Below are 13,445 nucleotides of genomic sequence, written 5' to 3' on the forward strand. Positions count from 1 at the left end.
CTGCACGGCGAACTCGGCATGCGCACCCCGATCGAGATCGAGGACGCGTACTACGCTGACCTCGAATCAGGCCTCCCGGCGACCGCCGGACAGGGAAACCGATAGGAACGAAACCCAGGCCGATTCACATGAGCGGATGTCGGGCCTGCTGTGGGGGCGAACGGTTGGGTCCGCCGTGCACCACCTCGTCAGCGCAGTAGTAGCTCGCCAAACCAGAGAGTTACCGCAGTGAGAGCAAAGAAGAGCTCATCCCAAAGCGTGACCCGGTTAGCAACCCACCTCACTCTGACCAGCACCCATTTCAGGAGTAGATACAACAATCCGCCGATCATGGCACCCACGACTTGTGCCACCGCCCAGTACATCTCAACATCAGCGAAGAAGACCGTGCCAACGATTCCGACGATCGACGCCAATCCCACGACCGTAAGGGTAACTAGCGACAACGTGGCCCCGACGGGGTCCGTTGAGGGGTCCCGCACTTGATCGCGCACGTCCCGAAACGATGGCGCTGGTGCGCCTAACCACCGATGGACCAGCCCAAGAAGCAGCCGCCACGAGAGGAAGACCACGCCTACCCACCTGCTCTCACGGGACCCTCGCTCCGCAAACGAGCAATGGCCGCGGCCCCAAGAACAACTAGTGTCCCACGAGGCCGAGCGTCCACAGGTGAGGTTCACGACGAGCACCGGGTGCGGCATGAGCGGACGTGGTGCTGGTCCTGTCATCGGTGGAGAGCGTCTTCGTCGCGGCGCCAATCGGAGAAGTGGACCATCGGTGCAGCCCTGGGCTGTACGAGACTCTGCTGCAGCCTCGTCATTGCGTACTCGAGGTAGGAGACCGAGATCGCCCTCCAGTACGGATGAGGTTCGGCGAGCGGGAAGTCAGCCATACTGGCGTCCAGGGAGGCGAGCGAAACGCCGCCGAAGTAATTCCCGACGGCCGCACGCACGTCAAAGCGAACGCTGCGTATCCCCGGAGGAAGTGTTGAAGCGTGTTGCATGCACAGCGACTCAAACTCATTCACGGCCGCAGCGACGTCCTCCGAATCCCAGCTCCGCACGCTGGACTCGTGCAGCAACGCGCGCAGTCGCGCCAGCGAAGGAAGGAGCCTGTCCACGGCCGCGGCATGGGCGTTGGTCGCACGTTGTGCCCGTAGGGTCCACCGAGCGACGAGCCAGGATCCGACGAGAGAGACGACGACTGTGAGGACGCTCTCCACCATTTCTGACATTTGCATGGGGCAATCCTCTCCGGGAGCTCCGACAGAAGCTCAGAGGTGCCCCGCCCAGATAGAGCAACCCGCCTCCTGGACAGGCAGATCAGGTAGCTCATCGCGGCAGTTGAGTGCGTCACTGGCCGTAGGAGAAGCGGCGGTCAGCGAACAGCAGGTGGTTGAGTCGTCTTCCGCATGTGTCCGAGCTTGCTGGCGTCGGGTTCCTCGTCGGGCGTCGACAGGATGAACCGCAGCAGCGTGCCACCGTCCTTGGGGCTGAGCTCGAGGTCCACGAGGTCGTTGGGCCGCGAGGGCCACAGGGAGCTCCACTGGACACGGTGCGGCTCGTGACTGCTGAGGATGACGGGTGGCACCTCGTCGTCCAGGAGCACCAACCAGGGACGCGCACCGGGAAGGCCTGGGTGTGTCAGGGAGGTGAACACGACGTGCGGCGGCGCCGGCAATTGTCGGGTCCTATCTCCCAGGATCTGCATGGGGCAAGGCTAGACAAGGGTCCGTGAGCGTCGCGCGAAAGCTCGCTTCTCGGCATGAGCGGAAGTAGCCCGGCGCATTCGGGCAGCACGCTGGAACGAGAGCCGGTCATTCACCTTGAGTCGAGTGTGGCGGCTCCGAGAGTGCCGCCACGATCGCATCGCGGACATCGCGCGTTCGTCGCGGCTCCCGGTTCCCTACCACGCCCACCGTCACACCCCGCACCTCCGCCGTCGCCGGGGTCCACGCCGAACCGCCGCGGGCGTCGTCGGCCCGCACGCAGAACGTGTGCCTCAGCTCCGCGCCCTCCGCGACCCTCGCGTTCACCTCCGGCGAATCCGTGGCCGCCATCACGTACCAGGTGCCGTCGAGGTCGGCGTCGCCGAACTCCCGCGCCAGCCAGGTCAGCCGACCGGCGTCGGCAAGGGCCTCCACGGCCCGCGTGACCGACGGCGCCACCACCCGCACCCGGGCACCTGACTCCACCAGCCGCGACACCCGCCGGCTGGCCACCTTGCCGCCCCCGACGACGAGCACGTCACGCCCACCCAGCATCAGCCCGGCCAGGTAGGCCGGCGACCCGCCCTCCGACACCGGAAGCGTCTCCCGGTAGCGCTCGGCCACCACGTCGGCCAGCGCCGCGCACGCCCCGATCACGTTGGCCACCCGCACCTCCGCGTCCGGGTGCGCCCCCTGCCACTCCGCGGCCTGCTCTCGGGTCCAGCCCTTGAGCCGGCCCGCGAACAACCAGTGCCCCATCACGACGATGCGCCTCGCGCCGTGCGCGTAGGCCCGGTCCAGGGCCTCCGGCAACGACGGCCTGGTCACCTGGATGAACGCGGACTCGACGTCGGCCCACCCGCCCCGCTCGTAGAGCAGCCGCGCCACCCGGAGGTGGTCGGCGTTCGCCTCGGGCACGAGCGCGCCTCGGCCCACGAACACCACCGTCGTCTCGCCGGGGACCCACTCTTCCGCGGCCTCCGTCAGCCGCGCCTCGACGGCCTCGATCAGCCGCGGCTCCGGGCCCAGGTGCCGCGCGTATTCCACGCGGCTGCCCGGCACCCGCGCCGTCGCCTCGGCGATGAACTGCGGGATGTCGGAGCGGACGTGGCCGCCGGTGCCGAGCATGAGGGGCACGACGACGGCGCGGCGCCCGCCGTCGGCCAATGACGCCACCAGCGCATCGGTGATGGTGGGCTCCGCGAGCTCGACGTAGCCGACCGTGACCGGGACGCCGGGCAGCCGCTCCGCGACCAGGCCTGCCAGCTCCTCGCACTGCGCCACGCCCTCGCCCACGCGGGTGCCGTGGGCCGCGATGATCAGCGGCACGCTCATGCGTCCACCTCCTCCACCGTGTCCGGCATCCACTGGTAGTCCCGCGGGGTGACGATCAGCCGCCGCCCGCCGCCCGAGGTGACGAACCTCGTCGTCGACGATCCCACCACCACCAGCGAGTTCATGTCCACCCACTCGGGCTGGAACTCGGCCAGCGTGCTCATGATCACCTTCTGCCGCGGGCGGCACGCCTGCTGCACCACCGCGACGGGGGTCTCCGGTGAGCGGTGAGCGCCGAGGATTTCGAGCGCGCGCGGGAGGTGGGCCGTGCGGGTGCGCGACCGGGGATTGTAGAGCGCGACGACGAAATCGCCGACGGCGGCGCCCTGCAGCCGTCGCTCGATGTTGGGCCACGGGGTGTGGAGGTCGGATAGGGAGATGGTGGCGTGGTCGTGGCCGAGCGGCGCGCCGAGGATCGCGGACACGGCGAGGCTGGCGGTCACGCCGGGCACGATGTCGACGTCGATCCCGTCGGTGCCCTGCTCCAGGACGGGGCTGGCCATGGCGTAGACGGCGGGGTCTCCGCCGCAGACGAGGGCCACGTTCTCGCCGTTGCGTGCGGCCTCGATCGCGGCGGCGGTGCGGGCCTCCTCCGTGCCCATCTTGGAGGCCATGACGCGGACGCCGGGGCGGATGAGGTCGCGGATCTGCTTGACGTAGGGGCCGTAGCCGACCACGAACGTCGCCTGCTCGAGTCGCTGCTTGGCGCGCGGGGTGAGGAGGTCGCGGACGCCAGGGCCCAGCCCCACGACGCTCAGCCGCCCGCGGGCGGGGATCCGGCCGACGGCGCATGTCGCGTCGGTGCTGCGCTGCTTGGCCACGATGAGCTCGGCGCCATGCGCGAGGACGGAGGCCTCGGCCACCGACGGCGTTCCGACGTGCCCCTCCACCATCGCGCTGGGCGTCGGCACGGGTTGGGCGGCGAGCTCGTCGGCCGGGTAGTCGATGAGCTTCACGCCCAGCTGCTTGACGAGTTGGAGCAGCCCGATCTCGCCGGCCTTGAGGTCGACGGTGGTGATCGCGGCGACGGACTCGAGGGCGAGGCCGTGCTCGGCGAGGGTGCGCTCGAGGAGCTCGCGGAGGTGGGCCACGTCGGTGCCGCGGTTGCAGCCCATCCCGACGACGAGGCTCTTCGGGTGCAGGACGACTACGCCCCCCGATTCGTGCGTCTTCGGGGCCTCATCCCCACCGCTGGCTGAGGTGGCGCGGAGCGCCCTCGAAGCCTCAGAAACGCTGGCCTCACGCCCCACCGGAGTCGCGCTGAACGGTTGCGCTTCATAGGCTTCGAGGCCGCTTCGCGGCACCTCAGCCAGCGGAGAGGGTTGCGCTTCATAGGCTTCGAGGCCGCTTCGCGGCACCTCAGCCAGCGGATGGGGTACCTCAGCCAGCGAATCGGTCACGACGATCGTCGCAACGGGGTCCTCGGCGTCCGCCGACACGTTGGCGGGCAGCGGAGGAAGCGGCCACGGCTGCGACTTTTCCACCCGCACGGGGCGACCGTCGAGGATGGCCCTGGTCACGCCCGCGACGTCGCCGTGATACGCCCACCCGAGCGTGTCGAGGGCGGGGATGTTGAGCGCATCGGTGGCGGTGGTGAGCACCGGCGTGCCCCCCGTCGCCCCGGCGATGCGCTTGGCCAGGTCGTTGGCGCCTCCCGCGTGCCCGCCCACCAGCGGAACCGCGAACCGGCCGGCCTCGTCGACCACCACCACGCCCGGATCTTGGCTCTTGTCCGCGAGCAGCGGGGCCAGGATCCGGGCGGTGGCGCCGAGCGCGAGGTGGGAGACGATGAGGTCGCACTCCCGCCACGCCCGCACCAGTCCCTCGGCGGCCGGGCCGTCGTACCGGCGGGTGGCGGCGCCGAGGACTGCGTCGATCGCGTCGGCGTGCCGGCGCGCGGCCTCCGAGTTGGTGACCTGCCCGATGACCGGGCCGTCGGCGTCGCGCTCCTCGGGCACGGAGTCGTCGAGGATCAGCACGACGTTCGGCTCCGCCACCTGCGCGACGGCGGCCTCCTCGGCGCTCAGCTCGCGCACCCGCTGATCCGGCTCCCCGAGCCTCTCCGCGACCACGTAGCGCCGCGGCCACCCCTCGAGCGCCGCGGCCAGCTCGCGGACCCCGGCGCCGGGCCCGGTCAGCACCGCGACCTTGGGGTGCCGCCGCGCCGCTGCCACGGCGTCGTCGATGGGCCGGCCGTGGGCCGAGACCACGACGGCGTCGTCCCAGGGCAGCGCGACGGCGGCGAACGCGGCCGCCACCGAACTGACCGCCGGCGTGACCGCGAGGTCAAGGCCCTCCTCGCGGAGGCGTCGGACGATGCCATGGAATCCGGGGTCGCCGCTGGCCAGCACCAGCGCGTCGTCGCCGTCGGGCAGTGCCTTCAGCCGTTCCACGGCCGGGCTGAGCGCGCCAAGGAGGACGCGGCGCTCGTCGGGAACGCCGAGGGCGTCGAGGTGGCGCCGCCCGCCGACGACGAGCGCCACCCGTCCGGCGAGGCTGCGGGTGGCCGGCGAGATCTCGCCGAGGTAGCCGTGCACGTGGATCATCGGTCCTCCTCCAGGACGCCGCGGGTGCCGTGTTCGCGCAGGTCGGCCTGCGCCTCGGGTTCGGCCGCGCGGTACTCGTGCCGAAAGCCGGGGTGGTAGAGGTGGCTGCGGGTGGCGAGCGGGCCCTCGGCGAGCGCCGGCCCGACGAGGACGACGGTGTGCTTCCACAGCTTGTGCTCCCGCATGGTCTCCGACAGGTCCTTCAGCTCGCAGCGCAACATCAGCTCGTCGGGCCAGGACACCTGGTAGCCGACGATGCACGGCGTCTCCGGCGGGTAGCCGCCGGCGAGCAGTTCCTCCTGGAGCGCCTTGTTGCGGGCGGCCGAGAGGTAGAGCGCCATGGTGGTGCCGTGGGCGGCGAACCCGCGGACGGTCTCGCGCGGCGGCATCGGGGTGCGGCCGCCCTCGAGGCGGGTCAGGACGAGACTCTGTGACACCTCCGGCACCGTCAGCTCGACCTCCATGCGCGCGGCGGCGGCCGAGTAGGCGGAGACGCCCGGGACGGACTCGAACTCAAGGCCGAGCTGGCGGATGAGGTCGCGCTGCTCGGCGGTGGCGCCGTAGATGGCCGGATCGCCGGTGTGGACGCGGGCCACGAGGAGGCCCTCGGCGCGGGCGCGGCGGTAGATCGGCTCGATGTCCTCCAGCGAGGCCGACGCGGAGTCGACGAGCTCGGCCCCCGGCTTGGCGCCCGAGACGATCCCGGGGTGGACCAGGCTGGAGGCCCAGATGATGATGTCGGCCTCCGCGATCACGCGGGCGCCGCGGACGGTGATGAGGTCGACCGCGCCGGGGCCGGCGCCGACGAAGACGACCTTCCCGGTCACAGCCGACCCCCCGTCGTCGAGCGGCTGGGGGCCGCCAGGACGGTGGAGAAGTAGGGGGCGGACTCGCCGTCGGCCAGGTCCGAGAGTCGGACGAGGCGCTGGTTCGGCAGCGAGACGTCCACACCCATGACGGCGTCGCGGTCCTCGCCGCGCAGCAGCTCCGCGACCTCCGGGAGGCGCCGCCCGCCCTTGTAGGCGACGGTGGAGTCGGCCATGGCGAGCACCTCGCGGAGGCGGTCCAACCCGGCCGTCACCGGGACGAGAGCGAGCACCTCCTGACCCTCGACCAGCGGCGTGCGGCTGGCCGCCGCCAGCGCCTGCATCGCGGTGATGCCGGGGATGACCTCGACTTCCACGTCGGGCAGCTGTTCGACGACGTGCGCCGCCAGGTAGGAGAACGTGGAGTAGACGCTGGGGTCGCCCACGGTGGCGAACGCGACGATGGCGGCGCCGTCGACGAACGCATCGACGGCGGCCTGGGCAGAGGTCAGCCACGCCTGCTTGCGACGCGGGGAGACTCCCGACTTGTCGGCCATGGAGAAGGGGACGCGGACGATCCGTGTCGCGGCGTCTGGGCAGGCCGCCTCGACGATCCGTTCCGCGCGGCCGGGCCCGTCGCCGGACTCCTCTGTCGCGGGGACGAGGATTGCGTCGGCTGCCTCAAGGGCGCGCACCGCCTTGACGGTGATCAGCTCCGGATCCCCGGGGCCGACCCCGACACCGATCAGCCGGCGCCCTCGCCGCTCCCTGAGCGCTGCACTGAGGTTCTCGAAGTGGAGGGCCGGGCGCGAAGCGTCCAGCCCGTCTCGAAGGGTCGTGACCGAAGCGTCGGGCTCAACGTGCCCGTCGTCGTGGGGAATGGTGGGTACGGTCATCAGCCGTGGCCTCCTGGGGTCGCTCGCCCGAATGGTTGGCCGCGCAGGCCCGAGTTCCTGACTCCCCCCATCTCGGGGTCACAGTGGCGGCACCGTCCCGGACTCACACCGGGTTCCTCGACGTCGCCTGCGCGCAGCCTCAGTCTGTCAGAGCCCGCAGTTCGACCTGACTTGGGGTCGTCTAGCAGATTCGCGCCTCCGAGCCGTCTGCGGCGGCGCCGAGCGGCGCTCCCCGCGGGCGGGCGGGGAACTAGGGTGGTGGCATCGAGAAGGCGGGGTCGGATGAAGAGGTTGTTGGCGGCAGCAGGGTGGGTGGCGACGGGCGTCGCGCTCGGCGTCGGGGCCGTGGCGGGGGCCACCGCCTGGACCCTGAACGGGCCGAGGCGCCCCTGGCCGAACTACACCTTCACCCCGTTCGAGGTGGGGGCTCCGTCGGAGGACGTCACCTTCACCGCAGCCGACGGAGTTCCCTTGGCGGGCTGGTGGCTCGACCAGCCAGCGTCGTCCACGGTCGTCGTCTGCGCCCATGGCCATCGTGGCAACAAGGCGGACATGTTGGGGATCGGCTCGGGTCTGTGGAGGGCGGGCCACAGTGTCCTGCTCTTCGATTTCCGTGGCAACGGAGATTCCGGTGATGGCCCACAGTCCCTCGCCCACCACGAGCAACGGGACCTGAGTGCCGCCTTGGACCTGGTGCGCGAGCGTCGCCCGGACGCCCGGATCGCCGTCGTGTCATTCTCGATGGGCGCGTCCACGGCCATCCTCACCGCCGCTCAGGATTCCCGGATTGAGGCTCTCGTCGCCGATTCACCGTTCGCCACCCTCAGTGACGTCGTCGCCACGGGATATCGCCGACACCGCCTGCCGAGCGAGCCGCTCATCCCGATCGCCGACCTGGCGAACCGATTGCGCTACGGCTACGCCTTCTCCGAGGTCCGTCCTCTCGACAGGATCGGCGCGATCTCCCCTCGCCCCCTTCTGCTGCTACACGGGACGAACGACAGGGTCATCCCCTACGACCACGCGTTGCAGTTGGCCGCAGCAGCGGCCCCGGGGCCGGTCGAGCTCATCACCTTCGACGGCGCGGACCACTGCGGCGGCTATTTCGCAGACCGTGCGGCCTACATCGCGCTGGTGGCAGATTTCCTTGACCGTTGGCTAAGTCGTCAGCAGGATCTGCTCGCGGGCGGGACGGACCTGACTGAGTCGCGCGATGGATCGAGCACGTCAGCCAACAATGTGGGCTTCGTGCGCGGCACCACACCGATCCCTGAGGAGCGCGCGTCGCGAAGCGACCGCGTGCGTCTCGAAGGGTCGTGACGCGACACCCTCAGGCAAACTCCCAGTCAGGTCACGCTACGACCCTTCGAGACGGCCCAGGCCGCTTCGCAGCTGGGCCTCCTCAGAACGAGAAGGCCGCCACTCGCATGTCACCACGCGAAGGCCGATCGTCAGCGGGCCAGTCCCAGGAGGGCATCGAGGTCGGCGTGGGCCTCCAGCGCGTCGGCGACCGTCTCGATCATCGACTCCCGCCGCGCCGCGAAACCTGGCGACTCCGTCGGCGTCCACGACACCCCTACGGCATCCGCGACCCCTGCGAGCCACGCCCGGCGGAACCCGTCGGACTCCAGCGATCCGTGCCACATCGTCCCCCACACGGCGCCGGACCTGACCCCCTCGAGGAACGGCTCGTGCCCGTCGTCGACCCGCACCCGCCCATGGTGGATGACGTAGCCCTCGACGTCGTGCCCCCGCCAGCTTCCCGACGGCCGGCCCAACACCTTCTCCGGGTGGAACACCGTGTCGCCGGGCAACAGCCCCAGGCCGGGGACCGCGCCCGGGTGGCCGGCCTCGACGGGGTCCGTGATGGTGCGCGTCAGCATCTGGAAGCCCCCACAGATCCCCAGCACCGGCCGCCCCTCCTCGGCGCGTGCCTCGATCGCGGCCGCTATCCCCGTCTCCCGCAACCACGCCAGGTCCGTCAACGTGGACCGCGACCCCGGCAGCACGGCGAGATCCGCCGCCGCAACGGTGGCTGGATCCGTCGTCACCACGACGTCGACCCCCGGCTCCTGGGCCAGCGCATCGACGTCGGTGGCGTTGGAGATGCGCGGCAGGCGGACGACGGCCACCCGCAGCGTCCCGCTCCCCGGGGGCGAGACAGGCCGGGCGTCGCCGCGCCACCGGCCGACCTCAAGCGCGTCCTCGCCGTCGAGCCAGACGCCCGGCAGCCAGGGCAACACCCCGAACGACGGCAGCCCGCAGCGGCGGGTGAGCTCGGTCAGCCCAGGGTCGAGGATCGCCTGGTCGCCACGGAACTTGTTGATCAGGTATCCGGCAAGCAGGGCGCGGTCCTCGTCGTCGAGGAGGCCCCAGGTGCCGTAGATGGAGGCGAGCACCCCGCCGCGGTCGATGTCGCCGACGAGCACCACCGGCAGGTCGAAGGCCCTGGCCAGGCCCATGTTGGTGTAGTCGCCGTCGCGGAGGTTGATCTCCGCCGGGGAGCCGGCGCCTTCGCAGATCACCAATTCGTGCTCGGCGGCCAGGTCCCGGTACGCCTCGTGGGCGGCCTCGGCCAGCAGGCGCCGGCCCGTGGCGTACTCCCCCGCCTCCAGTGCGCCCGCGGGCTCGCCGCGGAGCACGACGAAGGAGCGCCGGTCGCTGCCGGGCTTGAGCAGCACCGGGTTCATCGCCGACGTCGGCGTCTTGCCCGCCGCGATCGCCTGCAGGTACTGCGCACGCCCGATCTCCGCGCCGTCGGCGCACACCATCGAGTTGTTGCTCATGTTCTGCGCCTTGAACGGCACCACGTCGATCCCGCGACGGCGTGCGGCCCGGCAGAGGCCAGTGACCACCAGGGACTTGCCCGCGTCGGACGACGTGCCCGCAATGAGGATCCCGGTCATGCGCCACTCCCCTCCGAGACTTGTTCCAACAGCGTGCCCGCAAGGTCGCGTTTCCTAGGCTTCGAGGCCGCTTCGCGGCACCTCAGCCAACGGGATGCGAGCACCGCAGTCACCGGGAGCTCCTCAGCAAGCGGACTGAGGTGACCGCCAGGGCGGCCAGTCCCGTCGCCATCGCCGTCACCACGCCCACCAGCCGGGCCGCCCTCCGCACGTCGGCCGCGCGGGGGCGCGGGCCGTCGCCGAGGAGGCCCCGCTGCTCCACGCGGGAGAAGTACACGTTGCGTCCGCCGAGCTGCACGCCCAGGGCGCCGGCCCAGGCCGCCTCGCACCAGCCGCCGTTGGGCGACGGGTGGTTGCGCGCGTCGCGGCGCAGCACCCGCCAGGCCTCCGCCGCCGACCCGCCGACGACGGGCGCGGCCACACAGGCGAGCGCACCCGTGAGGCGGGCCGGGATGTAGTCGAGGGCATCATCGAGCCGCGCCGAGGCCGTCCCGAAGCGGGCATAGCGGTCGTTGCGGTGGCCCACCATGGCGTCGAGCGTGTTGACCGCCCGGTGGGCGAGAAGGCCGGGGATCCCGGCGACGGCACCCCAGAACAGCGACGCGACCACGGCGTCGGCCGTGTTCTCCGCCATGGACTCGACGGTGGCGCGGGCGAGCTCCAGCTCATCGAGGCCGGCAGGGTCGCGGCCGCAGAGGTGGCCGAGCCGGGCGCGGGCGCCGTCGAGATCGCCGTCGTCGAGGCAGTCAGCCATCAGCTGGCCCTCGCGGGCGAGGCTGCGGGCGCCAAGGACCGCCCAGGTGGCGAGCGCGGTGGCGGCGACGTGGGCGACGGGGTGACGGCGGGTGGCACGCTCGGCCACGACCCCTGCCGCGACGATCGGCGCCACCGTCGCGGCAGCGAACGCGGCGCCTCGGGCGCGGTCGTCGGCGTACAGGAGCTGCTCGACGCGCGACGCGAAGGTCCCGAACCACGCGACGGGGTGGTGTCTGGCCGGATCCCCAAGCACGGCGTCGGCCGCCACCCCGAGGACGATGCCGAGCGCGCGCGTGATCACGGCGCCGACGCTAGCAGTAGCCAGAGGCGGGTCTGGCGGGCGCCTCGGGAAAGGCTCCAGGTCCCGGAGCGCTACTCCAGGAACTCCAGGAAGGCGTCCATCGCGCGCGGGCCGTAGACCGTCGCGGGGCCGCCCCGCATGAGAATGGCCACTCCGAGCGCCTCCGCCACCTCGTCGGCGGTCGCTCCTGCGCGCGCCGCTCCGCGGGCATGACTGGCGATGCACCCGTCGCACTTGTCCGTCACGCCGATCGCGAGCGCGATAAGTTCCTTGGTCTTCGTGTCGAGCGCGCCCGGGCCGAGCACCGCCTTGTGCATGGCCGAGTAGCCGGCGTACACCTCCGGAATCCGGGAACGCAGTTCCTTCGCGGGCCCCTGGAGGTCCTGCAGCACCTTCTTGCCGTGTTCGTGGGTGGTCATGTCTCTCCTGACTGCCGTAGCGCATGGTGAGCCTTGACCAATTATCGGCCTCCCGAGGCACCGACATCGGCGGCCGGCGACATTCCCGCCGAGGCTTGGCCGGTCCGCAAGAATAGGCGCATGACAACGCTTGCTCCCCGAATTCCCCTGACCGGCGGCACTGCGATCCCGGCGATCGGCGTCGGCACCTGGCCGCTCAACGACGACGAGGTCCGCGCCATGTGCCTGACCGCGTTCGAGATCGGCTACCGCCTCGTCGACACCGCGGAGAACTACCGTAACGAGGCAGGAGTCGGGCGGGCGGTGCGGGAGTCGGGGCTGGCTCGCGAGGAGGTGTTCGTCACCACGAAGTTCAACAAGACGTGGCACGGCGACGCCGTCGCGGGCGTGGAGGGAAACCTCGGCCGACTGGGCCTCGAGTACGTCGACCTGGTCCTCATCCACTGGCCCAACCCGGACCAGGACCTCTACGTCCGGGCCTGGGAGGGGTTGATCGAGGCGCGAGAGCGAGGGCTGACCAAGGCGATCGGGACGTCGAACTTCAAGCCCGAGCATCTGCAGCGGCTCATCGACGCGACGGGTGTCGCGCCCGAGGTGAATCAGATCCAGTGCAATCCGTTCACGCCGCGGACACAGGAGCGCGCGTTCCACGCCGAGCACGGCATCCTGACCGAATCGTGGGCGCCACTGGCGGCCGGCAACGGGCTGGCCGAGCACCCGACCGTGAGCGCCGTGGCCGCCGCGCACGACGTCACCGCGGCGCAGGTCGTCCTGGCCTGGCACATCCAGCAGGGCCTGCTTCCCATCCCGAAGTCGTCGAACCGGGAGCGGCTGGCGGAGAACTTCGCCGCGCTCGACGTCCGCCTGACCGACGACGAGGTGCGTGCGCTCACCGCGCTGGAGAACCCGGACTACCGCGTCGCGGACTCCGACCGCTTCGGCCACTGATCCCCCACCGGGCCGCCGGCCCGGCCCCCCTCTGACGCCTGCGATAACTCACGGCGCCTGCCCTCCGGGGCAGGCGTCTGAACACAAGGCAGGCGGCGCCGAGGCGCCTGCGCTACAGAGCAGGCGCCGGGATGCAAGGCAGGCGCCTGTCGGTCAGATGCGGTTGAGGAGGTCCTGGACCGCCGCCCTCGCCTCCATCGCGTTCTGGCCACTGATCTCGCGGAAGGCCTCAGTAATCTCCTCGGTGAGGTCGAAGTCGCGGCGGATCAACCAGTTCTGCTGCAGCCCGTCCCACACCGCGACGAACTGCCGGGCCATGCGGACCGGATCACGATCCGGGTGGGCCAGGCCCGCCGCCTGCCGGGCCTTCATCAACTCCACCATCTCCGCCATCACCCGCTCGTAGTGGCGCTGGAAGAACGCATGGGCCGGGTGCGCCGGGTCCTGCGCGGCCGACGCCAACGCCACCTGCAACTGGAGCCGCTTGTCCTCGCCGGGAGAGCGGTGGGCGAGGTGGTCGATGAGGTCGCGGAACTCCCCGGGCGGAGCCAGCGGCCGCTCGACGTCGACGTCCTGGCCCTCGCCGTCGATGAACCCCTCGAAGTACTCGATGGCCGCCACCAGGAGGTGATCCCGGGTCGGGAAGTGGTACAGCATCGTCCGTTCGAGCATGCCGGCCCGGGCTGCGACCGCCGCCGTCGTCAGCTGCGGGTGCCCCACCTCCATCACCACCTCGTAGGCCGCCTTGGCGATGGCTGCGCGCTTCTGAGCGGACTTCGCGTACGGGCCACGCTTCGACGGTGTTGTCGACACAGCCATCTCCT

General features: G+C 71.2%; 13 protein-coding genes and 1 riboswitch. Of the genes, 2 read left to right on the forward strand and 11 right to left on the reverse strand.

From position 1 onward, the window contains the following. Window positions 1–188 precede the first annotated feature (188 nt). From ACFQPD_RS01945 to cobI, 7 genes are all read right to left on the reverse strand, one after another. Window positions 189–422: a hypothetical protein gene (locus ACFQPD_RS01945; protein ID WP_385897876.1), complete on the reverse strand. Its 234-nt coding sequence runs from the start codon at window positions 420–422 to the stop codon at window positions 189–191. 302 nt (window positions 423–724) lie between these two features. After that, window positions 725–1,234 (reverse strand): hypothetical protein, encoded by a 510-nt coding sequence (locus ACFQPD_RS01950; RefSeq protein WP_385897879.1) that lies wholly within the window; start codon window positions 1,232–1,234, stop codon window positions 725–727. A 143-nt stretch (window positions 1,235–1,377) separates the two neighbouring features. Next, a complete protein-coding gene (locus ACFQPD_RS01955; protein WP_385897882.1) occupies window positions 1,378–1,710 on the reverse strand; it encodes a hypothetical protein in 333 nt (110 codons plus the stop codon). 106 nt (window positions 1,711–1,816) lie between these two features. Beyond that, the gene (locus tag ACFQPD_RS01960) at window positions 1,817–3,043 is read right to left on the reverse strand and encodes a CbiX/SirB N-terminal domain-containing protein (RefSeq protein WP_385897885.1); all 1,227 of its coding nucleotides are present in this window, start codon (window positions 3,041–3,043) and stop codon (window positions 1,817–1,819) included. After that, window positions 3,040–5,589, reverse strand: coding sequence for a precorrin-3B C(17)-methyltransferase (gene cobJ / locus ACFQPD_RS01965; RefSeq protein WP_385897887.1), 2,550 nt, complete (start codon window positions 5,587–5,589; stop codon window positions 3,040–3,042). The genes ACFQPD_RS01960 and cobJ overlap by 4 nt, the downstream gene beginning before the upstream one ends. Further along, window positions 5,586–6,416 (reverse strand): precorrin-4 C(11)-methyltransferase, encoded by an 831-nt coding sequence (gene cobM / locus ACFQPD_RS01970; protein ID WP_385897890.1) that lies wholly within the window; start codon window positions 6,414–6,416, stop codon window positions 5,586–5,588. Before cobM ends, cobJ begins: the two co-directional genes overlap by 4 nt. Beyond that, window positions 6,413–7,291 carry a precorrin-2 C(20)-methyltransferase gene (gene cobI / locus ACFQPD_RS01975; protein ID WP_385897893.1) on the reverse strand — a complete coding sequence of 293 codons (879 nt, stop codon included), beginning with the start codon at window positions 7,289–7,291 and terminating at the stop codon, window positions 6,413–6,415. The genes cobM and cobI overlap by 4 nt, the downstream gene beginning before the upstream one ends. Window positions 7,292–7,320: 29 nt before the next feature. Then, a riboswitch (cobalamin riboswitch) is annotated at window positions 7,321–7,447 on the reverse strand. 156 nt (window positions 7,448–7,603) lie between these two features. On the opposite strand from cobI, the gene ACFQPD_RS01980 reads away from it, so the two are divergent. Continuing rightward, window positions 7,604–8,611 carry an alpha/beta hydrolase gene (locus tag ACFQPD_RS01980; RefSeq protein ID WP_385897896.1) on the forward strand — a complete coding sequence of 336 codons (1,008 nt, stop codon included), beginning with the start codon at window positions 7,604–7,606 and terminating at the stop codon, window positions 8,609–8,611. A 131-nt stretch (window positions 8,612–8,742) separates the two neighbouring features. Here the strand turns inward: ACFQPD_RS01980 and ACFQPD_RS01985 are convergent, their stop codons facing one another. From ACFQPD_RS01985 to ACFQPD_RS01995, 3 genes are all read right to left on the reverse strand, one after another. Then, on the reverse strand, window positions 8,743–10,197 hold the full coding sequence (locus ACFQPD_RS01985; protein ID WP_385897899.1) for a cobyric acid synthase: 1,455 nt from the start codon (window positions 10,195–10,197) through the stop codon (window positions 8,743–8,745). Window positions 10,198–10,306: 109 nt separating this feature from the next. Further along, a complete protein-coding gene (locus tag ACFQPD_RS01990) occupies window positions 10,307–11,254 on the reverse strand; it encodes a cobalamin biosynthesis protein (protein WP_385897902.1) in 948 nt (315 codons plus the stop codon). Between the two features lie 71 nt (window positions 11,255–11,325). Further along, window positions 11,326–11,673 carry a carboxymuconolactone decarboxylase family protein gene (locus ACFQPD_RS01995; RefSeq protein WP_068751614.1) on the reverse strand — a complete coding sequence of 116 codons (348 nt, stop codon included), beginning with the start codon at window positions 11,671–11,673 and terminating at the stop codon, window positions 11,326–11,328. Window positions 11,674–11,793: 120 nt separating this feature from the next. On the opposite strand from ACFQPD_RS01995, the gene ACFQPD_RS02000 reads away from it, so the two are divergent. Further along, a complete protein-coding gene (locus ACFQPD_RS02000; protein WP_385897907.1) occupies window positions 11,794–12,621 on the forward strand; it encodes an aldo/keto reductase in 828 nt (275 codons plus the stop codon). 153 nt (window positions 12,622–12,774) lie between these two features. Here ACFQPD_RS02000 and ACFQPD_RS02005 read toward each other — a convergent pair whose 3' ends face one another. Next, window positions 12,775–13,434 (reverse strand): TetR/AcrR family transcriptional regulator, encoded by a 660-nt coding sequence (locus ACFQPD_RS02005; protein WP_385897909.1) that lies wholly within the window; start codon window positions 13,432–13,434, stop codon window positions 12,775–12,777. Window positions 13,435–13,445: the final 11 nt, after the last annotated feature.

It is taken from the genome of Tessaracoccus sp. O5.2 (genome assembly GCF_964266725.1).
GTDB classification, from domain to species: Bacteria; Actinomycetota; Actinomycetes; order Propionibacteriales; family Propionibacteriaceae; genus Arachnia; species Arachnia lapidicapta.